At 48.4% G+C, this 24,018-nt stretch carries 17 protein-coding genes and 2 tRNA genes; 7 read left to right on the top strand and 12 right to left on the bottom strand.

The annotated features are described in order from the left end of the window. Nucleotides 1-5: 5 nt before the first annotated feature. Complete coding sequence (rfbC, locus tag HMPREF1536_RS23890; RefSeq protein ID WP_028728421.1) at nt 6-566, bottom strand: dTDP-4-dehydrorhamnose 3,5-epimerase; 561 nt, start codon at nt 564-566, stop codon at nt 6-8. A gap of 157 nt (nt 567-723) precedes the next feature. Between rfbC and HMPREF1536_RS23895 the strand changes: the two genes are divergently transcribed. Further along, nucleotides 724-795 (top strand) — tRNA-Cys (locus HMPREF1536_RS23895). 35 nt (nt 796-830) lie between these two features. Next, a tRNA-Cys gene (locus HMPREF1536_RS23900) sits at nt 831-902 on the top strand. A 79-nt stretch (nt 903-981) separates the two neighbouring features. On the opposite strand, the gene HMPREF1536_RS23905 is transcribed toward HMPREF1536_RS23900, so the two are convergent. Continuing rightward, on the bottom strand, nt 982-1,284 hold the full coding sequence (locus HMPREF1536_RS23905; protein ID WP_028728420.1) for a hypothetical protein: 303 nt from the start codon (nt 1,282-1,284) through the stop codon (nt 982-984). A gap of 19 nt (nt 1,285-1,303) precedes the next feature. Then, nucleotides 1,304-1,894: a protease inhibitor I42 family protein gene (locus HMPREF1536_RS26800; RefSeq protein ID WP_150115647.1), complete on the bottom strand. Its 591-nt coding sequence runs from the start codon at nt 1,892-1,894 to the stop codon at nt 1,304-1,306. 328 nt (nt 1,895-2,222) lie between these two features. On the opposite strand from HMPREF1536_RS26800, the gene HMPREF1536_RS23915 reads away from it, so the two are divergent. Together HMPREF1536_RS23915 and HMPREF1536_RS23920 are read left to right on the top strand one after the other, a co-directional pair. Next, the gene (locus HMPREF1536_RS23915) at nt 2,223-3,695 is read left to right on the top strand and encodes a RimK family protein (RefSeq protein ID WP_028728418.1); all 1,473 of its coding nucleotides are present in this window, start codon (nt 2,223-2,225) and stop codon (nt 3,693-3,695) included. A gap of 4 nt (nt 3,696-3,699) precedes the next feature. Continuing rightward, the gene (locus tag HMPREF1536_RS23920; protein ID WP_028728417.1) at nt 3,700-4,167 is read left to right on the top strand and encodes a GNAT family N-acetyltransferase; all 468 of its coding nucleotides are present in this window, start codon (nt 3,700-3,702) and stop codon (nt 4,165-4,167) included. 21 nt (nt 4,168-4,188) lie between these two features. On the opposite strand, the gene HMPREF1536_RS23925 is transcribed toward HMPREF1536_RS23920, so the two are convergent. Further along, the gene (locus tag HMPREF1536_RS23925) at nt 4,189-6,177 is read right to left on the bottom strand and encodes a retaining alpha-galactosidase (RefSeq protein WP_028728416.1); all 1,989 of its coding nucleotides are present in this window, start codon (nt 6,175-6,177) and stop codon (nt 4,189-4,191) included. A gap of 122 nt (nt 6,178-6,299) precedes the next feature. On the opposite strand from HMPREF1536_RS23925, the gene HMPREF1536_RS23930 reads away from it, so the two are divergent. Continuing rightward, nucleotides 6,300-8,033, top strand: a complete 1,734-nt coding sequence (locus tag HMPREF1536_RS23930; protein WP_028728415.1) for an SGNH/GDSL hydrolase family protein — start codon at nt 6,300-6,302, stop codon at nt 8,031-8,033. A gap of 5 nt (nt 8,034-8,038) precedes the next feature. On the opposite strand, the gene HMPREF1536_RS23935 is transcribed toward HMPREF1536_RS23930, so the two are convergent. From HMPREF1536_RS23935 to tsaD, 4 genes are all read right to left on the bottom strand, one after another. Next, nucleotides 8,039-9,391, bottom strand: a complete 1,353-nt coding sequence (locus tag HMPREF1536_RS23935) for an MATE family efflux transporter (protein ID WP_028728414.1) — start codon at nt 9,389-9,391, stop codon at nt 8,039-8,041. 88 nt (nt 9,392-9,479) lie between these two features. Then, nucleotides 9,480-10,034, bottom strand: a complete 555-nt coding sequence (locus tag HMPREF1536_RS23940; protein WP_028728413.1) for a Crp/Fnr family transcriptional regulator — start codon at nt 10,032-10,034, stop codon at nt 9,480-9,482. After that, the gene (locus tag HMPREF1536_RS23945) at nt 10,027-10,515 is read right to left on the bottom strand and encodes a CinA family protein (protein WP_044192613.1); all 489 of its coding nucleotides are present in this window, start codon (nt 10,513-10,515) and stop codon (nt 10,027-10,029) included. The genes HMPREF1536_RS23940 and HMPREF1536_RS23945 overlap by 8 nt, the downstream gene beginning before the upstream one ends. A gap of 388 nt (nt 10,516-10,903) precedes the next feature. Next, entirely contained in the window at nt 10,904-11,923 is a 1,020-nt protein-coding gene (gene tsaD / locus HMPREF1536_RS23950; RefSeq protein WP_028728411.1) for a tRNA (adenosine(37)-N6)-threonylcarbamoyltransferase complex transferase subunit TsaD, read from the bottom strand. A 142-nt stretch (nt 11,924-12,065) separates the two neighbouring features. On the opposite strand from tsaD, the gene HMPREF1536_RS23955 reads away from it, so the two are divergent. Beyond that, a complete protein-coding gene (locus HMPREF1536_RS23955) occupies nt 12,066-16,550 on the top strand; it encodes a translocation/assembly module TamB domain-containing protein (RefSeq protein WP_028728410.1) in 4,485 nt (1,494 codons plus the stop codon). On the opposite strand, the gene HMPREF1536_RS23960 is transcribed toward HMPREF1536_RS23955, so the two are convergent. Genes HMPREF1536_RS23960 through mtgA form a run of 3 tightly spaced genes read right to left on the bottom strand, consistent with a single transcriptional unit; the run spans nt 16,507 to nt 18,847 of the window. After that, complete coding sequence (locus HMPREF1536_RS23960) at nt 16,507-17,442, bottom strand: tRNA-dihydrouridine synthase family protein (protein WP_028728409.1); 936 nt, start codon at nt 17,440-17,442, stop codon at nt 16,507-16,509. The genes HMPREF1536_RS23955 and HMPREF1536_RS23960 overlap by 44 nt on opposite strands. Then, nucleotides 17,442-18,107: a lipoyl(octanoyl) transferase LipB gene (lipB, locus tag HMPREF1536_RS23965; protein ID WP_028728408.1), complete on the bottom strand. Its 666-nt coding sequence runs from the start codon at nt 18,105-18,107 to the stop codon at nt 17,442-17,444. The genes HMPREF1536_RS23960 and lipB overlap by 1 nt, the downstream gene beginning before the upstream one ends. After that, a complete protein-coding gene (mtgA, locus tag HMPREF1536_RS23970; protein WP_028728407.1) occupies nt 18,053-18,847 on the bottom strand; it encodes a monofunctional biosynthetic peptidoglycan transglycosylase in 795 nt (264 codons plus the stop codon). The genes lipB and mtgA overlap by 55 nt, the downstream gene beginning before the upstream one ends. 333 nt (nt 18,848-19,180) lie before the next feature. On the opposite strand from mtgA, the gene HMPREF1536_RS23975 reads away from it, so the two are divergent. Next, entirely contained in the window at nt 19,181-20,737 is a 1,557-nt protein-coding gene (locus tag HMPREF1536_RS23975; protein ID WP_028728406.1) for an ATP-binding protein, read from the top strand. A 268-nt stretch (nt 20,738-21,005) separates the two neighbouring features. Here the strand turns inward: HMPREF1536_RS23975 and HMPREF1536_RS26805 are convergent, their stop codons facing one another. Continuing rightward, nucleotides 21,006-24,017 carry a GLUG motif-containing protein gene (locus tag HMPREF1536_RS26805; RefSeq protein WP_052349861.1) on the bottom strand — a complete coding sequence of 1,004 codons (3,012 nt, stop codon included), beginning with the start codon at nt 24,015-24,017 and terminating at the stop codon, nt 21,006-21,008. Nucleotide 24,018 lies beyond the last annotated feature (1 nt).

Raw genomic sequence — 24,018 nt, forward strand, 5'->3', positions numbered from 1 at the left:
CCGTATTATTTAAATGTAAAATTATATTCCGCCTCACTCAACAGAGGGGCTTTTGTATCTTTCTCTGATAAATTCACAGCCTTTATGTCTGTGATCCCCCAGTCTACACCAACCGTCGGGTCATCAAACCGGAGACCTCTTTCATGGCTCGGCATATAAGGATTATCTACCTTATAGGTAAAAATCGCTTCTTCACTCAGCACATGAAACCCGTGGGCAAACCCTTGCGGGATAAAGAACTGCCGTTTGTTTTCCGCAGAAAGCTCGACAGATACGTATTTGCCGAAGGTCGGAGATCCGGCACGCAGATCGACAGCCACATCCAACACACGCCCTGTTATCACCCGAACCAACTTCGACTGCGAATAAGGAGCCAACTGGTAGTGTAAGCCTCTGAGCACTCCTTTCGAAGAACAGGATTCATTATCCTGAATAAAATTTACCTTACCAATGTTTTGTTCAAATTCAGCTTGTTTAAAAGCTTCCATAAAATATCCCCGTGCATCATTAAACACCTTTGGTTCAATGATCCAGACACCGGGTATTTCCGTTTCTATATAATTCATCCCTTTATATTTATACTAACAGGAGACAAAGTAACTTCTTTTTCCTTAGTTCTGCAACTATCAACGCCTGCAAAAAGAATGAAAAAGATTTGCATATTCAAAAGATAATACCTTTCTTTGCACTCGCAAAAACGATAAGACATCATTTGAAACAAACGGTTCCTTGGATGAGTGGCTTAGTCAGCGGTCTGCAAAACCGTGTACGGCGGTTCGAATCCGCCAGGAACCTCACAAAAATGATAATCGTTCGAGCAAAACAAATCCGGTTCCTTGGATGAGTGGCTTAGTCAGTGGTCTGCAAAACCATGTACGGCGGTTCGAATCCGCCAGGAACCTCGAAAAGCAAAAGAAGGTGTCCGAAAAAGACACCTTCTTTTTTTATTTCGATTAAAACACAGAGTTCTTTTAATCTTACTTAACCTTCCAGACCAATATTGAAAAACAATGTCGTACCTGTCGTACGATAAGTAGCCGCTGCGGAACTATTACGAGAAAATCTCACATGCTTGGAAGCTTGTTTAGTTTTTCCTAAAATAGCATGAACCTCTACCCAAACTTCTGTTCCGTCCGGGATATTGTACCTTGTCAAATCAATAGTTCTTGACTGCGGATTCGGATAACGTTCTGATAAATCAGATTTTCCACCCTGCCATACTATACGAAATTCCTGTACGAAACCTGCTGCATTTACACATGCAATTTTACTTACCTCTTGCATAATAACTCTATTTTTATTATTAATCATTCAAAAACGGAACAATCTTGGTAATCATCACCTCTCCACCATAACAAGGTAAAGCCTGATGAATATACACCATAGCATGAGACTCACGCGGAGGGTTCGTTACAGTCGTAGACTTACAGATATAACGGTAATTGACACCTTCCACTATCTGAGTCGCTACCGACAGAGGTTCATACATAACTCCACACAGCCCTTCCATCGCTTTCCGAAAAACTACAACTTCTTCCGGGGATAAGTCATGCTGATCACTCCAGCCCCCAGCCGTCAACCGGTCGACATTGTCTTCCTTTATTTCAACAGGCAGCACTTGTTCATACAGAATATCCGATTCAGAAACATGTGTATGAGCTAATTGATAAGCAGCCATTCCAGGGAACACCGCTTTAAAAACAAAAACTTTTTTTCCAGGTGCTCCCATTAAGCCTGATTCCGGTTTTATCACATCTTCATCCAAGAGGATTAAACCACCTTCCAAACGTGATAAATAACAGTTCGCACCCGTACTAAAATTAACTTCACGTTCTACCGTAAACGTCTCATACAATTTCAGACCTCTACCTTGAGAATTTTCCTTTTTTTCCATGTTCATAATATTTAAGATTATGTAATAAGATAGCCCTTAAACTATCCGTATCTTCACCAGCAAATAAAAAGGAAAAATTAATCAACGCAAAGAATATCAAACTTTTTGAGGTGACAACAGGTGTATTGTCATAAGACAAAAGAGATGTCACCCCTCCATCATACCGCTGTCATCAACTTGTCACCTTATTTTAACCATCTTTCATCCTCCTAAACGACCGTCGGGAGCATTAACAAACAATTTTATCTCACCCCAATTATAAAAGGATTTATTAGCATTGCAGATTGATTTATTTAGCTATTTTTGCGCACTTATTTAATATTCATCTATGAATAATGTGCTAATTCTGTTAGACAGCTTAAATGATTGGAAACCTTATTATAAAACCAGTAGCATACTGGCCGTTTCCGATTATTTGAAGAACAAATCTCTCCAGAAAGAAAAGGGGAGTAAGTTCGTAATAAACCTTAGTAATGACTACAGTTATAACTCGGAAGGGTATTACTGTTCACTACTGGCCCAAACCAGGGGGCACAAAGTGATCCCCGGAGTAGATATCATCAACAAACTGGAAGCCGGTGCGGGTGTCCGGATGGATCGGAATTTACAAAAACTCTGTTATCAGTGGATACAGAAGAATAATATTACCGATGAGATCTGGTATCTGAATATCTATTTCGGCACCTGTAAAGAAAAAGGACTGGAAAAGATAGCCCGATTCATTTTCGAAAACTATCCGGCTCCCTTGTTAAGGATCAGCTTGAATACCCGTCCAAAGAACCAGATCGAAGGGATCCAGTTTTTATCGTTGGAACAACTGGATGACGAGGAACAGAACTTCTTTGCTGAAGCACTCGACCGTTTCAACAAGAAAGTGTGGCGCGCTCCTCAAACCGTAAAATCAGCCCGGTACAGTCTGGCCGTATTATACGACCCGGAAGAGAAATTCCCGCCCAGCAACAAACAGGCGTTGAATAAGCTGCTTGAAGTAGCCAAAAAGATGGATATACATGCCGAGCTGATCACAGAAGAGGATGCGACCCGGCTGATGGAGTTCGATGCGTTGTTTATCCGTACGACGACTTCGCTGAACCATTACACGTTCCGTCTTTCGCAACTGGCGAAGCAGAACGGCATGGTGGTGATAGATGACCCGTTATCCATTATACGATGCACGAACAAGGTCTATCTGAATGAATTGTTCGAGAAGGAAAAAATACCGGCTCCGCTATCCATGCTGATTTTCCGGTCAAACGAAAACACTTTTGAACAGATCAGCAACCAGCTGGGCTCTCCGTTCATCCTGAAAATACCGGACGGTTCCTTCTCTTTCGGTATGAAGAAAGTGACAAATGAAACGGAGTTGAAAGCTGCACTCGATTTGCTGTTCGACAAATCGTCCATCCTGCTTGCCCAGGAGTTTACCCCTACCGAATATGACTGGCGTATCGGTATCCTCAACGGTGAGCCGCTGTATGCCTGCAAATATTATATGGCCAAAGGGCACTGGCAGATCTATTGTCATTATGACTCAGGAAGAAGTCGTTGCGGACTGGTTGATACGATTCCTATTTACCAGGTACCCCGTAAAGTGCTCGATACGGCTGTCAAAGCGGCTTCGCTTATCGGTAAAGGGTTATATGGGGTCGATATGAAACTGGTCAACGACCGGGCAATGGTTATCGAGATCAATGATAACCCAAGTATCGATCATGGGATCGAAGATGCCGTACTGGGGGATGACCTGTATTACAGAATACTGAATCACTTCGGTCGTACACTGGATATGAAACACTTCTAGCAGAATGGATACGGAGATCATTGTCAGACAGGCGGTCATTACAGACCTCGATGCGATACTGGAAATAGAAACGACCTGTTTCGGTGCAGACAGCTTTTCCAGGAAACAGTTCATTTATCTTATCACCCGGGCAAAGGGGATATTTTACGTCGTAATATATGAGGAGAAGGTTATTGCCTATATCTCATTGATCTCGAATGCCCGCACCCGCAATCTCCGTATCTACTCCGTTGCCGTCCATCCCGGTTCAAGAGGGAAGAAACTGGGGCAAATGCTGATAGACAAAGCAGTTGAGTTTGCAGAGCTCCGGCAACTGAGAAAAATAACGCTGGAAGTGAATGTTACTAACGAACCGGCCATCGGTTTGTATCTGAAAAACAAATTCGAACCAACCCACATAATCGCTAATTATTATGCGGATGGTTCGAATGCTTATTATATGCAGAGAAAGATAGCCGGTGACAAGATATGATCTTGCCAACCGGTATCTTACTTATTTATATATCTTCGCAGCATATCCTCCGCCCGGAGCCATTTTGATCTTCAGCTTGCGGTTGGCAGGAACCTGCAGGATTTCCTTCTTATAATCGCAGGCGGCACGGTCGGCGTTGATACCGTCTTTAAATAATTCCAGTTTATAATCGCCATCTCCCAGGAAAGAAAGATCCAACTCCATTTCGCGCGGATCCCAGTTGGTCAAAGCGCCTACATACCAGTTACCGCCATGTTTACGGGCAATCGCCACATATTCGGAGACTTTACCGTCCAACACTTTCGTTTCTTCCCACACAGTCGGGATGTTGGCGATAAACTCGGTACATTCCTGTTCACGCATATAGTTGGAAGGGTTATCGCAAAGCATGTTCAACGGTGATTCAAAGATCACGTAAGTAGCCAATTGGCGGCAGCGGGTTCCCTGGCTCATCGGTTCGGAATTGACAGGGCGGTAATTGTTGCGGGTGGCATTCCGCATAGCTCCCTGGGTATAATCTACCGGGCCGGCAACCATACGGATAAACGGGAAGGTTACGTCGTAAGTGACCATATCATAAGAAGTAGGCGACCATTTCAATTGTTCCAGCCCATTCACACCTTCATAATTGATAACGTTCGGATACGTACGCTGCAAACCGGTCGGTTTACAGATCCCGTGGAAATCAACCATCATTTTATATCGGGCACAAGTTTCGGCCGAACGATAGAGGAAGTCTATTATCTCCTGATCGTCACGATCCATAAAGTCCACTTTGAAACCTTTTACCCCCATATCGGCATATTGTTTCACCACGTTCTCCATATCACGGTCGAAAGCATAATAACCTGCCCAAAGGATAATTTCCACATTTTTAGACTTGGCATAAGTTACGATTTCTTTCAGATCGATCTCCGGGATCACCTTCAGCAAGTCGGCTTCCAGGTTGACTGCCCAACCTTCATCCAGGATCACATACTCGATACCATGCTCGGAAGCGAAGTCGATATAATATTTATAGGTATCGTTATTGATGCCGGCACGAAAATCAACATTATAAATATTCCAGTCGTTCCACCAATCCCAGGCAACCTTACCCGGCTTGATCCAGGAGACATCGCTAATACGGCTGGGGGATGCCAGGCGATACACCATATCGCAATCAGCCAACTGGCCGTCGTTTTCAGACACTACAAATACACGCCAGGGGAAAGAACGGGTACCTTTCGTCTTGGCAATATAGTTCTCGCGTTCCTTCACCAACATCTGAAGACGGTTATGCCCGCCCTGTTCTTTCCGTTTAGGATAAGGGGCATGGACGGATTTCAAAGATGGCTTATCGGTGGAGTTGTTCAGGAACATACCCGGATAATCTTCCAGGTCGGCTTCCGTGATACATAGCTTCTTTCCGTTTTCGAGTTCAACCAGGAAAGGCAGGATCATTAAACGCTGGCTGTTCAGCTTAGTGATCGGTTCATTTACGTACGGCTGCTCAAATGAGTTGGAGAACTGCTCTTCAAAGGTCGGCTTCGTGCTGTTCACGTAAGGAGCAAAAGTCTTGTGGTCAGAAGAGAAATTATAAGTGGCATTCTCGTCCGTTACAATGATGTCCCCTTTCTTCCTGGTCATAAAACGGTAAGCGAGACCATCGTTATACAAACGGAAGGCGATACTGTAATCGCCCCGGAAAGCGATAGTCATTTCATTATAGACATCCGCCACTTCCGATTTCTTATATAAAGGAGAAGGAATAACCTTATCAACCGAACCTTTCGTCACTTTCGACACTTTCGGATTTACTCCCAGAACTTCGCCGTTCTGCAAAGTCATCGAGATAACAGAGGGTGCCAACACTTCTGTTCCATCATGGGTCAATGAAAATCCGACTTCATCCCCAACCTCAACTACGACTTGTAATTTTCTGTCCGGAGACTGTAACTGATAGCTCTTTTGAGCCATCAAAGACATACTTCCTATCAGCAGGAAGGCTAACAGTGCTTTTACTTTCATGGTATTTAACTTTTTGTTTAGTGGCAGCAAATATACGGGAATAAACAAAAACAGCATTTCCGAAATTGTACTATCTTTGTCAATATTGTATCAAAAGTACTATAAAAACACGATAACAACCTATGAAGAGACTCATTTCCTTATTAATTCTGTGTATGACATTCTTCGCTGCCGAAGCGCAGTGGAAATGGCAAGATCCGATGAAAGCAGGTTTTCCTGTAGTACAAAACCAGGGATGGCCCGGAGAGATCGGTTATAAATATGTGCGTTTACCGGATAGGGCAAAAGACCAGGTAAGGCCTCCCGTTTGGGACCTGTCCCGTAATGCTGCCGGATTAGCTATCCATTTTTACTGCAATTCCCCGGAGATAACTGTCCGTTACCAAGTCAGCGGATCACACAGCATGCCTCATATGCAGGCTACCGGCGTTTCCGGACTCGACCTTTACAGCATCGACAGTGAGGGTCAATGGGGTTTCTGTTTCGGCAATTATTCTTTTGGCGACACGATCCAATATAGTTACAAAGGTTTAGGCAAAGATAAATACCATGACCGCGGATTTGAATACCGTCTTTACTTACCTTTATATAATACGGTAGAATGGATGGAGATCGGTACACCGGAAGAAAGCGAACTGACGTTCATCCCGCAATCTCCCGAAAAACCGGTCATACTTTACGGAACCTCCATCGCCCAGGGAGCTTGTTCGTCCCGTCCGGGCATGGCATGGGGCAATATCCTGCAACGTTCGCTGGGGTATCCGCTTATCAATCTGGGATTTTCGGGCAATGGCAAGCTGGAAAAAGAAGTATTAAACTACGTGATCGAACAGGATGCCCGCCTGTATATACTGGATTGCCTTCCCAACCTCACGCAGAACACGGAACAGGAAGTGACCGACCTCGTGGTAGCAGCCGTCAAGCAGATCAGAGCCACCCGCAACGCTCCTATCCTGCTTGTCGAGCATGCAGGCTACAGTAATGCGCCTACAAACAAAGCCCAGTATGAATTATATACCCGCCTGAACGAAGGTTCACGCAAAGGTTTCGAGAAATTACAGTCTGAAGGGATCAAAGACCTGTATTACCTGACGCATGACGAATTGAATTATTCGCCGGATGCCTGGGTGGATTATGTACATCCTTCCGACTTCGGGGCAGAAGCGCAGGCAACAGCCGTGGAAAAGAAAGTGCGCGAAATCCTTCATATTCCGGTAGGCAACCAGCCGACCACCCGCCCGGTGACCCAACGCCGCGAACCGAACAATTACGAATGGCAGACGCGCCACCGCGACCTCCTCGCCTGGATCGGCAATCATCCTCCTAAGGCAGTCATATTGGGTAATTCTATCACTCATTTCTGGGGAGGAGAACCGGCCGCCCCCCGAAGCAACGGTTCAAAAAGTTGGAAAAAGATCATGGAGCCTGCCGGATTCCAAAACCTGGGATATGGTTTCGACCGGATAGAAAACGTACTCTGGCGCGTTTATCATGGCGAACTGGATGGATATGAAGCAGAGAAAGTTGTCCTGATGATAGGCACAAACAATATGGGAATAAGCAGCGACCGTGAAATAGTGGAAGGCCTCCGGTTCCTACTGTCCGCCATCCGCGAACGCCAACCGAAAGCCTCTATCAAAGTCATGGGTATCCTACCCCGCCGGGAACATGAGGATTGGGTAAAGAATATAAACCACGAGATCAGCACGATGGCAAAAGCCGCCGGCTGCCGATTCAGCGATGCCGGAGTATTTCTGTTAAAGAAAGATGGTAAAATCGACGAATCTTTGTTTCTCGATGGATTACACCCGAACGAAAAAGGCTATCAACTGATCGCCGGAACAATAGCCGAATAAAAAGGCTATTGTTTCAACGAACGGCGTACCAGCCAGAAAGAGACAGACAAGGTACAAACCTCAGCTATCGGTACATCATACCAGATCGCATCGATACCGAACACAGCAGGGAGGACAAGTATTCCGATCCCGACAAATATGAGTCCTCTCAAAGCTGAAATAATAATGGATATCTTGGCATTCCCAATCGCGGTAAAATAGCTGGATGCCAGAATATTCAGCCCACACAACAAAAAGGCGAAACAATAGATCGAAACACCCCGCGAAGCGATCGCAAACGCTTCACTTCCGTGATCCTTGAAAAAGAGCCCGATCACCTGCTCGCCAAACAGCAACAGCAACAGGAATAAACTGATCCCGATCAGCGAATTAGTCCGTGCCGCCAACTTCAGGATCGACTTGATACGCCCCTGCTGCCGGGCCCCGAAATTATATCCGATAATAGGAATGATCCCATCCGATATACCCAGGAATACAGTCGTTCCGATAAACAATATATAATTGATTGCCGTAAACGCAGCCACCCCACTCTCCCCCAGATACCTCATCATGGTAATATTGAAGAGGAAAACCGTGATCGCCACCGACAACTCCGACATTCCTTCGGACGAACCGTTATAGAAAGCGTTCCACACCAGCCGGCGATCATAGCGTCCACGCTGCACGGCTACCACTTCATGGCGCGAAAACAGACGGGGCAAATTGAAACAAGCACCTACCGTAAAAGCAATACCGGTAGCCAACCCGGCTCCCATAACGCCCCATCCCAACCTGGCAACAAACACGATATCCAAGATAATATTCAGTATCACCGTCAGCCCCATGACAGAGGTCGCATACAGCGGATGACCCATCGCCTTGATGATATAGTCACCGAAAAACATCGCACACAGCAGCGGGAAGAACGGTACAAGCGCCCGTATGTAACCAACCGCATCGGGTAGCAACACTTCGTTCGCACCCAAAAAAGATGCAATCTTTCCTGCTGACAAAAAAATCACCAGGCTCACCACCACCGACATCCCCAGCAAAAACAGGAACACCGAGCGTAAGGCATTATTCGCCTCCTGCTTATCTCCTTTTCCGAGGCTGATACTTACAAGAGTCTGCCCCCCGATACCCATCACAATCGCAAAAGCAGATATCAAACTATAACACGGCAAAACAAGATTCACACTGGCCAACGCATTGGCACCGACGAAGCGTCCAAGCACAATCCCGTCGATCACAGATTGTATACCCAGGAACAATAATCCCGCAACGCCGGGAAGTGCATACTTAAAAAATAAACGGGGAATTTCACCTGTCAACAATAATTTCTCCCTTTCCTGGCGGAAGAGAGCTTTGTCCTTATTCATAAATCAACTCACTTTTGGTTTCCGGCTGCAAAGGTAGTGAGCTCTTTTCAGATAAAAATTACCATAAGATAATTTCGGCAGGTGCTTTTTATTTAGAAGACGAACGTATCCGGCTCAGCGATTGCGGGGTGATCTGGAGATAGGACGCGATATGCTTGAGAGGCACACGCTGGAAGAGTTCAGGGTTACTGCGCAGCAAGGCTTCGTATTGCTCGCGGGCATCACTCCAACTATCATTGATGAAATAATTTTCATACTCCCGGAGATAATAGTCGAGCAGCTTCAGCCCCCAGATAGCGATGTCATGGGAATGTTCGAAAAGCTCCTCCAACCGCCGGGCGGGGATGCGGAGCAAGTCCGAGTCTTCCACCATTTCAATATTATAGGCTGCGATATCACGATAGACAAAGTTGATCATTTCGCCATCCGAAGCGAACCATAGCGTAATGTCTTTCGTCTCTCTTTCGACATAAGAACGGATCAGCCCCTTCCTGACGAACCACACGAACGGGTCACGGTCGCCTTCCCTGACAAGCAAATCGCCTTTCGGGAAAGAAACCTCATCCATTTCATCGACCAGAAGCCGGATCGCTTCGTCCGACATAGGATAGACCAGTCGTTGTTGTTCGATGAATTTATCCATTCGACTTCTGTAAAAGTTCAAGCAACATCGTCAAAGCGGTATCGGCTGCCGACTGTATGTTTTCAGCCCGTACCGTGCCGAAATGGTAACAATGTGAAACGACCCGGTCTTTCAAAGCCGCAGCGATCCACACCGTACCGACAGGCTTTTCAGGCGTTCCGCCACCCGGCCCCGCAACGCCCGAAGTAGCCACCGAGCAATCGCATCCCAGGGTACGGATAGCACCCAGCGCCATCTGCTCCACTACTTCACGGCTCACGGCACCATGAAGACGCAAACTCTCTTCCGAAACTCCGAGCACATTGTGTTTCACCTCGTTGCTGTAGGAGACAACACCGCCGACAAAATAATCGGAACTGCCAGCCACCAGGGTAATCATATTGGCGATGCGTCCGCCTGTACAACTCTCCGCCGTACCCATCAGCAAACCTCTCGAACGCAGGAGTTCCCCTAGTTGGCCGGTTATTGAATTATTATTCATATCGTTTATTAATTTATAGCCAGATCACTATCTTTTTCTCCCAAAGCTATGACTAAATTTCACCCGGATACAGACTTTTAGTTGCCTGGATGCCCGTTTCACCCGGTTTTACACCCCCATCCCGACGATGCTCACACCCGGGTGTCGAGGGTGTCGAGACCCGGATGTCAAGCAACTTTTGTCACTATCTTACTGAACTTTAGTCATATACTTACTAAAAACAACATACTGTCTATCCAACTTTTTAAGCAGGGAGTGATAGTAGTGTGATAGATAAGTGATAGTTGAAAATACATACTATCACCCTATAACAATCATGTTCACAGCACATTGCGACAAAAAGTGATAGTGTGATAGTATATTTCTATTCAACCTTTAAGTAGTTCTCTTAAATAACAACCCTTGAGAAAGGAACCGCGTCCATCGGACAGAAATCCTTGTCAAGGTATTTATAGTAACCGGTAATGGCTACCATCGCAGCGTTGTCTGTTGTAAACGCGAACTTCGGGATATGTACTTTCCAACCAAACCGCTTGGCATGATCCAGGAAAGCATCACGCAGACCGGAGTTTGCAGAAACGCCACCGGCCACAGCCACCTCTTTTATATTCAAGTCTTTGGCTGCCTTACGCAACTTATCCATCAGGATGTCGATCACCGTCGACTGCAAAGAGGCACACAGGTCTTGTTTGTTCTTTTCGATGAAATCAGGATCTTCCTGTAGCTTATCCCTCAACGTATAGAGGAAAGACGTTTTCAGTCCGCTAAAGCTATAATCGTATCCGGGGATATGCGGCTTGCTGAATACGAAGGCCTTCGGATTACCTTCGTTAGCCAGGCGGTTTACCACCGGGCCTCCGGGATATCCCAGCCCCATCACCTTCGCACACTTATCGAAGGCTTCGCCCGCTGCATCGTCTATCGTCTGCCCTATCACCTCCATGTCGTTATAAGCATTCACTTTGATGATCTGCGAGTTACCGCCCGACACCAGCAAACACAGGAACGGGAACGAGGGAGCATGATCGTCTTCGGGCGTTTCCTTGATAAAATGAGCCAGCACATGCGCCTGCAAATGGTTAATCTCGATCATCGGGATGTCCAAAGAAGCGGCAAACCCTTTGGCAAAGGAAGTACCGACCAGCAGGGAGCCCATCAGACCCGGCCCGCGGGTAAAGGCAATCGCATCCAGTTCCGACTTATCGATGCCGGCACGCTTGATCGCCTCGGCAACCACCGGAATAATATTCTGCTGGTGTGCACGTGATGCCAACTCCGGAACCACACCACCATAAGCTTCGTGAACAGCCTGGCTGGCGATCACATTCGACAGCATCACGCCGTCACGTATTACGGAAGAGGAAGTATCATCGCAAGATGATTCTATCCCCAATATTGTTACACTCATACTCTTCTCTTATTTTTTGTGCAAATTTAATGATTTCTATCGCGATATTGTTGTAGATTTGTGCTTAAAATATAGTAAAGATATCAGAGGACTCAAATACATAATCATTACCCTACTTACTCTGCTCTGGATATTCTATGCAATGCCCTTCATTCTGTTGAAGATACCGTATGTTCAACACCAGGTTTCCAACATTGCATCGACCGAATTATCCAGTCACCTCGGTGTGCCCGTAAAGATAGGAAACGTAAATATCGAATGGTTCAACCGGCTGGTTCTCGACAACTTATACCTGGAAGACCAGGAAGGGGAAACCTTGTTTGAAGCCAACCACGTAGCAGCAGGCTTCGAGGTATTGCCCCTGCTGAAAGGCAAATTCGTATTCTCGACCGTGAGGCTGTTCGGTTTCTCGGTCAATCTGAAGAAAAAGACACCCGATGCCCCGCTCAACCTCCAATTCGTGATCGATGCTTTCGCCAGCAAAGACACCTTGAAGAAGAACCCGAATATCGACCTGCGTTTCAACTCGATACTGATCCGCCGGGGAAACTTCCGCTATGATGTGGAAAGCGAAGCCCCCACGCCCGGCAAGTTCAACGGCAAGCATGTGGACATCAAGAACCTGAGTGCCAAAATATCCCTGAAAGCTTTCAATAAGGACAGCTTGAATGCCAACATCAAGAAGATGAGTTTCGACGAGGCTTCCGGTTTTGAGTTGAACAAGCTTACGATGAATATCATCGGTAACCGCGACAGTGCTTTCATCAACAACTTCGAGATAAAACTACCGGAGACAGACCTGAAGATCAGCCGTGCCCAAATAGGCATGCAAGAGATCAAGAATGCCACCGAACTGCTCAACCAGGCTCCGCTGGAACTCAATATCTCCCCTTCGCAGATTTGCCTGAAAGACCTGTCGCCTTTCGTCCCCGCCTTCCAGAATTTCACGGAGACGATCGAGCTGTCGGCCGAGGCGTCCGGCTACATTAATAATATCGACCTGAAACGGCTGACACTCCGGTACAGCGACAAGATGCTTTTCGTAGGAAAAATGGAGCTGAAAGGGATCACCCACCCCGAAGAGGCCTATATATTCGGACAGGTCAATAAAATGTATATCACCACCGAAGGTATAGCCGGACTGGTGAACAACTTCAACAAGAAACCCGTCACACTTCCCGATCCGGTCGTCAAGCTCGGCACGGTTAACTTTACCGGTGAGATCTCCGGCTTCTTCGATAACCTGGTTGCATTCGGGAAGTTCTCGTCAGCCATCGGTTCCGTACAAACGGATATGATATTCGGTAGCGACAAGGAGAACGGCATCACGGCCTATCTGAAAGGACATGTTTCAACCCCCGGTTTACAACTGGATGAGTTATTCAACGAAGGGAACCCGTACGGGAATACAAAACTCAGCATCTCGATCGACGCCAAACAGCACAAACACAGCGGTTTCTTCGGAAACATAAAGGCAAACATCGACGAGATCGAATATAAGAAATATACCTATAACGACATCCACCTTTCCGGTAATTTCAAAAAGAACAGTTTCGACGGAATGGTGCAGGTGAACGATCCGAACGGCCAGCTTTATGCCGAGGGTATGTTCAGGCATGAAGGACAAAACTCCATGTTCAACTTTACGGCCAACTTACGACATTTCCGGCCGGACAGCCTGAACCTGATCGACAAATACGAATCGCCGGATATCTCGTTATCACTCAACGCCGACTTCACGGGTAACAATATCGACAACCTCGAAGGGAACATCACGATAGACAGTCTGTCGTTCAAAACCGCCCCGAGCAGTTTCTTCCTGAAGAAGTTCCAGGTAACCGCTTCGGGACATTCGCTCGACCGGCACCTGACGATCTCTTCAGACATCCTGAACGGGGAAGTGACCGGAGCCTATTCCTTTAAAACGATTGTGCCGAGTTTTATGAATACTTTCAAGGGATACATACCGGCTCTGATCAACGCGACGCAGAAAAAACAGAAGGTGGAAGAAAACAACTTCTCCCTGCTCCTTACCGTCGAAAACACCGACAGCATCTCCAAAACGTTGAAGCTGCCTTTCACTATGGTAAGCCAGGGACGCATCACCGGACATTATAACAACCTGTACAACAAATTCCGTTTCGAAGCCTTCCTGCCGAAGTTCAAGCTGGGCAATTCGATGTTTGAATCCGGTTACCTGACTTGTGACAACCCGGCGGAAGACATAACCCTGCAACTGAAAGCGGTCAACTACAACCAGAAGGGAACCCGTAACTATCTGGATCTGAAAGCAGATGCGAAAGACAACCGGATCAATACCCTGGTAGGATGGGCGAACAATAAAGAGAAAGTGTTCAGGGCCGAACTGTCTGCCTCCGCCCTTTTCACGGAAGAAGAGCATGAAAAAAAGCCCAGTACGTTGCGGACTAATATATCCCTGAACGAAAGTCCGCTGATACTGAACGACTCTATATGGAAAATCAACCCTTCGGAGATAACAATAGCTGACGGCAGGATAGATATCGACAACTTCAAAGTATCCAACGAGCAACAATATCTGCGTTTGGACGGTAGCATTTCCAGCAATCCGGCCGACACGCTTCTGATGGATCTGAAGGAAGTGGAGCTCAGCTACATATTCGACATCCTGAATATCCCCGTCCTGCAATTTGCCGGGAAAGCAACGGGTACCTTTAATATATGCGACCTGTATGGTAGTCGTATGCTGAATACCGACCTGGAGATAAAAGACTTCTCCTTCAACCAGGTTGCACTCGGCCGCCTGAACCTGTTCAGCGAATGGGACGACGAGCAGCAAGGCATCCTGATGCTCGGCAGTATCTATAAGAACGATACGACATGGACTGATGTAAGCGGTTACATTTTCCCCGTCGGGAAGAATGCCGGCCTGTCCCTGTTCTTCGGGGCAAACGACCTCAACATCGCTTTCCTCCATCCTTTTGTGGATAAGGTAGCCAAGAATATACAGGGACGCGGTTTCGGAAACGTCCACCTGCACGGCCCCTTCAAAGCACTGACCGTAGAAGGAGACGCCTACGTGGAAGACGGCGGACTGGGTATCGAATATACCAATACCTATTATACCTTCTCCGACTCCATCCATCTGGATGCGGGCTCCATCAACATGAGAGACCTGAAAGTGAACGACAAGTTCGGCAACTCGGGGATTGTCAACATGCATGTCTATCACAACCATTTCAAGGATGTCAGCTTCGATGTGAACGTCAAGACAAACAACATGCTGGTGTTCGATGCTACCCGTAAATTAAACCCGTTGATCTATGGTACGGTGTTTGGTAGCGGAACGGCTTCCATCAAAGGAAACGACAAGCTGATCAACTTCGACATTAATATGCGGAACGATCCGAAGACGACCGTCACACTCGACTTCATGAATAATACAACGGCTGCCGACTACGATTTTATCACCTTCGTCGATAAAAAGAAACTTAAGGAAGCTGCCGCCAACGGCACACTCCCGTACGACTCGCTAAGCATCGCGTCCAACGTAGAGGAAGAGGGAGCCGAGCTGCGCATGAACTTCCTGCTCGATATCAACCCGGATGCCAATATCGAACTGATCATGGATCCGATAGCAGGCGATAAGATCACCGGGAATTGTAGCGGAAGCATACAAATTGAATACGGCACAAAGACAGACCTGCGCATGTATGGAAATATGGGTATCGTAAGCGGTAACTATAATTTCAGCCTGCAACAGATCATACATAAGGACTTTAAGATACGCGACGGCAGTTCGATCGACTTCCGCGGCGATCCGTTCGATGCCACGATGCATGTTAACGCGATCTATAACCTGACGGCCAACCTGCGCGACCTGGATGAAAGTCTTGCCGGACAAAGCGCGCGAACAAACGTTCCGGTAAACTGCGTGCTTAACCTGGACGGTATGTTGCGCAACCCGGCTATTTCATTCGACCTGGAGCTACCCGGTTCCAACGAAGAGATAGAACGGCAGATGAAATCGCTGATAGACACTGAAGATATGATGACCCGGCAAATCATCTACTTGCTGGTGCTGAATAAGTTCGATACCCCAGAATATAATCGTGGCGTCGGCACCTACCGTTCAAGCGAACTGAGCGCCGTAGCTTCATCTGCCCTCTCATCCCAAATATCCAGTATCCTGAACAGTCTGACCGACAAGGTGCAGATCGGTACCAACATCCGTACCAGCGAAGACGGCATACAAGACACCGAAGTCGAAATGATGTTGTCGAGCCAATTGCTTGACAACCGGTTGCTGCTTAACGGAAGTTTCGGCTACAAGAACAGGACTGCCGAAGCTAGTCAAAAGAATGATTTCATAGGAGAATTCGATCTCGAATATAAGCTCACCAGAAGCGGGGAGATCCGCCTGAAGGCTTACAACCACTCCAACGATATGTACCGTTATCTGAAGCAGTCGCTAACCACACAAGGGGTAGGTATCATGTTCAAGAAGGACTTCACCCACCTGTCGGAATTCTTCCGCAGAAGGAAAAGACTGCCGCTCATGCCGCTTGCCCCTGCCGATACGGTTCCGCCGATGAGAACGGATACTACAACGATAACAGCTCCTTCACAGCTGAATAATAAGCAGTAAGGTTGTTGCTTTTCAGCACCTTCTTTCGCAGGCGCTTTTCCGCATCCGGCAGAAGATACTCCCAAAGGGTTTTCAGTTTAGCCAGTATCTGGTGGTCGCCGCCTTCCAGACGCGAAGTGTACTGTTCAGCAAGGAGCTGATGAAAGGTCGCGAGCTTTGTCCGTTTCTCTGCTTCCGACAATGTTTGGCCGGTAAGATATTCGGCTGCCAACCAGGGGTGCGACAGTAATCCCCGTCCCAGCATAACGCCTTTCAGGCTGGGGTAACGGTCTGTTACCGAATAGATATCTTCCAGGGTATTCAGGTCGCCGTTATAAATAAGCGGATGGGTACATGCTTCGTAGAAACGGGAAAAGCCATCCATATCCACCGTCCCTTTATACTGTTGAACCCCGATCCGCGGATGCAACGTGACATGGGTGAAAGGCAGGGCGTTGATGTGGGGCAAAAGAGATAACGATTCGTCCGCCCGTTCCCACCCCAGCCGGAGTTTCAGTGAGAAACTCATTTCCGGAAACTCCCGGAGCGTGTCCAGCAGTGCGACGGCTTCCTCTTTATAAGGTAATATCCCCGATCCCCGGTGCAGACGGGCCTGCATAGGAAAAGGACAGCCCATATTTATATCCGCCTGCCTGTATCCCTGTCCCCGGAAGAAGACGGCGATACGCCGGAACTCATCGGGTGTAGCGGCTATCAGTTGGGGTATGACCGGAATGTCCCGGTTATGTTCGGGAGCTACGTCACGCAGTTCTTTGTTGCGGAAACCATCTTTCTCCAAACGGACAAAAGGGGTGTAATAACTCTCCACCCCACCGAATATACGGTGGTGCGCTTCCCGGTACACGGCATCGGTATATCCTTGCAAGGGGGCGAAATGTATCTTATAATCCATCAGGGAAACAGTTCGGAAAACAGTGAATGCAATTGCGATTTGGCCTTCTCGAAATCCTGTTGTGCCCCCAGTTCCTTTTCCAGCGAGGTAACGCCCTTATCGGTAAAGCCACAGGGGTTGATCAGCGAGAAATAGCTCAGGTCGGTATTGATATTCAGCGCAAAGCCGTGCATGGTGACGTATCGGCTGCTCTTCACTCCGATGGCACATATCTTACGGGCACGGCCTTTTACCAACGGGTCGATCCAGACGCCGGTCGCTCCTTCCAACCGCTCCCCTTTTATCCCGTAGAGAGACAGGAAGCGGATAATGACCTCTTCCAGGGTGTGGATATACTGTTTCAATCCCAGTTGCCAGTGTTCGAGGTCGAATACCGGATAGCCAGTGATCTGTCCGGGGCCGTGATAGGTGATATCCCCTCCCCGGTTCGTGTGGAAGAAGGAAATGCCCCTCTGTTTCAGTAGCTCGGCAGGGATCAGCAGGTTAGCGTCTTTTCCGCTCTTGCCGATCGTCAGCACGGGTTCATGTTCGCAGAAAAACAGTTTATTCTCTCCCTGTCCGCCCCACACCTTGGCATGCAGCAGTGTCTCAAACGCTTCCGTTTGAACCTTTAAAGCGTCGGCATAAACGATACGTCCGAGGTCGTGAAAAGTGAAGCTCTCCATTTCTTTCTCTTTTTTATTTTACCATCTTTATTTTCTATCTCTCCGGCACCGTGGCCCATCTGTATCTTTATCAGCTTACCCATCAGGGAAAGGATCTGCCCCTGCCGCTTCAACATGTAGGGAGAAGGTTTGCCGGAATTGAATTTCCGCGGATTGGGTAGTGAAGCAGCTATCAACGCCGCCTCGCCCGCACTCAACCCGGCTGCCGGCTTCTTGAAATGAGCCTGTGCCACCGCCTCGGCCCCGTAGATGCCGTCTCCCATCTCTATGGAGTTGAGATAGACCTCCATGATCCGTTCCTTTCCCCATATCCATTCGATCAGCAGGGTGAAGTAGGCTTCGATCCCTTTCCGGATATAGCTTTTAGTGGGGAGAAGGAATACGTTCTTGGCTGTCTGCTGCGAGATCGTGCTGGCACCACGGACGCGTTTGCCTTTCTCGGCTTCGTCGCGGGCCTTCTGTATCTGCTCGATATCGAAGCCGTTATGGTCGAGGAACAGGTTATCTTCCGAAGCGACCACCGCCTGCACCAGCGGTTGGGCAATCTCCGACAACGGCACCCATTTATGGTCGAGCTTGAAGGGTTTGCCGGCCTTATGCTGGTCATACAGGCGTGTCAGCATCAAAGGCGTATAGTAAACGGGGATGAACTTGAAAGCCACCACCGCCAACAGACTGGATACAAACAGGAATATAAGGATATTCCGGCACCAGATTAAAATTCGTTTTATAAAAGGCATACTGTTCAGTCTTCTTTAGTGACGGCAAACTTACAAAAAGTAATGGTAATGACAGGCTTTGTTACAGGTTTATTTATGACAGATTGTTTATGTCCAAATAGGCCTAAATCTTTCTATGTTTTAAACACCTACCTTACCGCCACCTTTCGCACCGTCGCCTCAACCTGTACGATCTAGATATTCGTCGCTGTCGAGCAGGCAGCCTTCGGGCGTAAAGATGCGAATAGTGGGAAAAAAACGTGCCGGGGGAAGAATTTGGGGGAAGACTGAAGGGGGTTACAGAGGGAAAATGTATCTTTGTAACTGTGAAATCCTAAATACCCGTCAAAGATCATGAGCATAAAATATCCTATCGGAATACAGAACTTCGAGAAACTCCGCAAAGACGGATATATCTATGTCGACAAAACAGCCTTGATGTATCAGTTGGTGGATCGTGGCAGTTACTACTTCCTCAGCCGCCCGCGCCGTTTCGGCAAAAGCCTGCTGATCTCCACCCTCGAAGCCTACTTCGAAGGCAAGCGCGAACTGTTCGAAGGGCTGGCGGTAGAAAAGCTGGAAAAAGACTGGGTGAAACGGCCGGTGTTGCATCTGGATCTAAATACGCAGAAATATGATACTCCGGAAAGTTTAGTGGATATTCTTAATGCGACCCTGACCAGGTGGGAACAGATGTATGGCAGCGAACCGTCTGAAGTAGGGCCGGCCTTGCGCTTTCAAGGTATCATCCGCCGGGCTCATGAAAAGACAGGCCACCGCGTTGCCATCCTTGTCGACGAATATGACAAACCGATGTTGCAGGCTATCGGAAATGAGGAACTGCAACAATCGTTCCGCAGCACATTGCAGGCTTTTTACGGCGCACTGAAAACGATGGACGGATATATCAAGTTCGCTTTCCTGACGGGCGTCACCAAGTTCGGTAAGATCAGCGTGTTCAGCGCACTCAATAACCTGAAGGATATGTCGATGGACGAACGGTACATCGACATATGCGGCATTACGGAACGGGAGATACATCTGTATTTTGAAGAAGTACTGCATGCGTTGGCTAATAAACAAGGAATGACGTATGAAGAAACATGCGCCGAACTGAAAGAGTGTTACGACGGCTATCATTTCACGGAAAACAGCATCGGTATCTACAACCCCTTCAGCCTGCTCAACACATTCGATCAACTGAAATTCGGCAACTACTGGTTTGAAACCGGTACGCCGACCTATCTGGTGGAGCTGCTGAAAATGCATAATTACGACCTCCACAACATAGAGAATGTAGAAACCGACGAAGATACGCTCAACAGCATCGACTCTTCTTCGACCAACCCGATACCGGTGATTTACCAGAGCGGTTACCTGACGATCAAGGACTACGACCGCCGTTTCGGCACGTACTACCTGGGTTTCCCTAACCGCGAAGTGGAAGAAGGGTTTATGAAGTTCTTGTTGCCTTTCTACACCGATACCGACAAGGTGGACGTTGCTTTCCATATCACAAAATTCGTCCGCGAAGTGGAGAACGGCGATTACGACGCTTTCTTCCGCCGCCTGCAATCCTTCTTTGCCGACACGCCTTACGAGTTGGTGCGCGACCTGGAACTGCATTACCAGAACGTGCTGTTCATCGTCTACAAGTTGATCGGTTTCTATGTAAAGGCGGAATACCATACTTCACAAGGGCGCATCGACCTGGTGCTGCAAACGGACAAGTTCATCTATGTGATGGAGTTCAAATTCGAAGGCACCGCCGAGGAAGCTCTCCGGCAGATCGACGAAAAGAACTATGCCCTCCCCTTCGCCTCCGACCCGCGCAAGCTATTCAAGATCGGCATCAACTTCAGCAATGAGATGCGGAATATCGAGCGGTGGGTGGTGGAAACGGCTATATGATGCGAACAGTTCAGTTCTTGGCAGAAGTGAGTCTTTGATAATAGCGACTGATAGTAACTGGCTCCCCTCTTGAGAGGGGGAAGGGGGTGTGTTATAATCCCGCCTATAAACGGGCCTTAATTAATAACACATTAATATATTTAAGCCATCCCTATGTTTTTTACCGGTTTTATTTACTGGCATTTACACACCCCCTACCCCCTCTCAAAGAGGGGAGCCGGTTACTATCAGTCACTAATCAGATAGCTCAATTTTTTCTATGAAACCCCTACCTTACCGCCACCTTACGCACCGTCGTACCAACCTGTACGATATAGATGCCCGTCGGCAATTGCCGACGGTTCAGTCCCGGGACTGAACGGAAGCTGTCGAGCAGGCGGCCTTCCGGCGTAAAGATGCGGACGGGCGACGACGGCAAGCCTTCCGGCAAGCGGATGCAGAGACAGGCGTTTTCGCTCCATATCTCCGGCTCCGGCTCGGGGGCGGCGGCGCGGATCGGTTCGTTGGCAACGGGAGGCGGGTTCTTCACGATACCGTCTATGAAGATCTCCACATCGGTGCGCACGTACTTCACCAGATAGGCTCCGTCGGAGCTGAGGGGCTGAAGCGTCTCGCCACGGCTGGTGGTGACCACGGGGTGCGACTGGTTGTAAGCCGTATCCAGCGTGAGGTAGAAGCGGAAGGTACTCCACGACTCCACTTCGTAATCACCTGCCACGGGGTCGGTCACGGCTCCCGTTACAGACGGTAGCGTGACGGTGTAGTAGACCGTTGGGGCAGGTTCGGGTTCGGGTTCAGGATCAGGTTCGACCGGCGGCACGGGTTTATTCTCCAGATAATCGCTTGCCGGCAGGGTAGGCTGGCAGGAAGGGGATAGCCAGTCGGTGTAAGAAAGAGAGCCATCGGCATCGCCCTTCACTATCTTCAACTGCGGCAGGTTGCTACTACCGCCACCACTCCAAGACCATGCCTTACTCCATCCGTTGTCGGCGGCGGTAGGGTCGGGTATCAGATTACCTTTGAACGTATCGAGCCAAGTATCGGCACCGTTCACATCCTTATCGTTACCGTTGCTGACGACCTTCTTGTTTACCCGTATCGTAGAAGCGTAGTTGTCGGAGAGGGTGACAGATGAGTATACACCTCCGGCTATCCGGTTGCTCTGTCCTTCTTTTCCATTTACCTGTTCATTCAGGGCGAGGTTGTTTGAGAGCGTTCCAGTCTGAAAATACCCGAAGATACCGCCGGCGTAGTTATCATCCGTCCCGTCTGCCGCCTCGACAGCTCCTGTGGCATAGGTATAGGAAATTACACCACCAGTAGAAGAATATCCGGCAATACCGCCGGCGTAGTTGTTGTAACTTCCCTTCGCCTTCACTCCGACAGTGGCATAGCAATGGGTTAGAGAAGAGTTAAGAGATCCCACTATACCACCGGCATCGGATAAAGTAACCTCAATCTGCCCGCTGTCACCCTTACCAGATCTTCCTTTCGCCATAACCTCCCCCTCTCCCACAACATAACAGTTGGAGATATTGCTAGCCCGTCCGGCTATTCCTCCGGCATAGGCGCTAGCTAGCGTTGAAGGAACAGCCTGTACCCCTTCCGGCGCCAGAACGACACCGAGGTTACGAAGGGTTCCAACCGAGGCATAGCCGAACAAGCCGGCATAGGCATATTTAGAGACAGCCGTCTCCACCTTCACCCTCAGCCCCTTCACGCAATGACCCTTGCCGTCGAAATTGCCGCGGAAAGGATGGTCGCGATTTCCTATCGGCGTCCAGTAATGGGCGGACAGGTCGATGTCGGCGGCGAGGGCGAAGTAGATGCCTTTGAAGCCGGAGTCGCTGTCGTCTTTATTCTCCAAAGTACCGCCAGACAAATTCTTATCTACCGTGAGGTTTGCTCCTGCATTCACCTGCTTTGCCAGATAGGCCAGTTCGGCTCTGTTGGCTATCAGGATGGGGGCGTCCCAAGATAAGCCGTCGCCACCACCGGTATTCGCGATGCTTCCGGCTATCAGGTGGTCAGAGGCGGGGATGGTGGGTTGTTGGGAGGAGGAAGGCCAGTTGGAGTAAGTCGGATTGCCGTCGGGGTCTTCACCTTTCAGTTTCAGCTGGGGCAAGCTGCCGTCGGTAGGGAAAGTCCAAGCATTGTCCCAGTCATTGCTGCTACCTCCTTTCAGTTTTGTCTCAAAGTCTTTGAGGGTGATCTCGTCATTGCCATTGGCTTCATTTGCGGCGCTGCCGCTAATGGTCTGGCCGTTTACTTGTATCTCGGGGGAGGCGTAGTTGGCGTCGAGAGTGGCGTTACTCTCCTTATGACCAACTATCCGGTTACTATGTGAGTTACCTCCTATTATCTGTCCATTGACGGCCAAACTGTTTGTGAGTGTGCCCTTGCTCTGCAAATATCCGCAGATACCGCCGGCATAACGGTTATTATCTTCTGTTCCCGTTTCAACATCTCCCGTGGCATAGGTGTGGGAGATCGTTGATTTATAGTCACCACGCCCGACAATACCACCAACATAAACCGTACCATCAGGTCCTACCTTTACATTTACAGTAGCATAACAATTAGCAAGCGAACCATCAGTGTCAAGATATCCTACGATCCCACCGACGACATAGCCAAAGTTCAATGAAGAATGTATCTCAATCCTCCCCTCTCCCACTACATAGCAGTTAAAGATTTTATGAGCGCACCCGGCTATTCCACCGACATAAACAACACCATCCGTCGAATTTACCTGTATCCCCGCATCCGCCAGACGGACACCGAGGTTACGGAGGATTCCGACATACGTATAACCGAACAAGCCGGCATAGGCTTCCCCACTAACGGTTTCGACCTTCATCACCTTCAGGCCGTTCACACAATGCCCCCGGCCGTCGAAATTACCTTTGAAAGAAGTAGTGTTCCCTATCGGCGTCCAATCATAACCCGACAGGTTGATGTCGGCGGAGAGGGCGAAGTAATAGGACATAAAGCCTCCTGCTTGATCTTTACCGGCCGGACCGATCGATTTGCCGTCACCATAATTGATAGACTGTTTGCTATTCACCTGCTGCGCAAAGTAGGCAAGCTCTTCGGCAGTGGCTATCTTGATGGCATCGTTCCAGGATGAGCCGTCGCCACCGTTTTGGTTAGCTATCTGAGTCGCACAATGGTCTTTCCAGTTATCCTGCCCTGCCGCCATCGGGGCAAAGAGGCAGAGGAAGAACAGTGCCGCCAGAAGGCGGCAGGCTGTTTGTCGGTAAGTTGTTATCAGTTTCATA

The organism is Parabacteroides gordonii MS-1 = DSM 23371 (assembly GCF_000969825.1).
Lineage (GTDB): Bacteria > Bacteroidota > Bacteroidia > Bacteroidales > Tannerellaceae > Parabacteroides > Parabacteroides gordonii.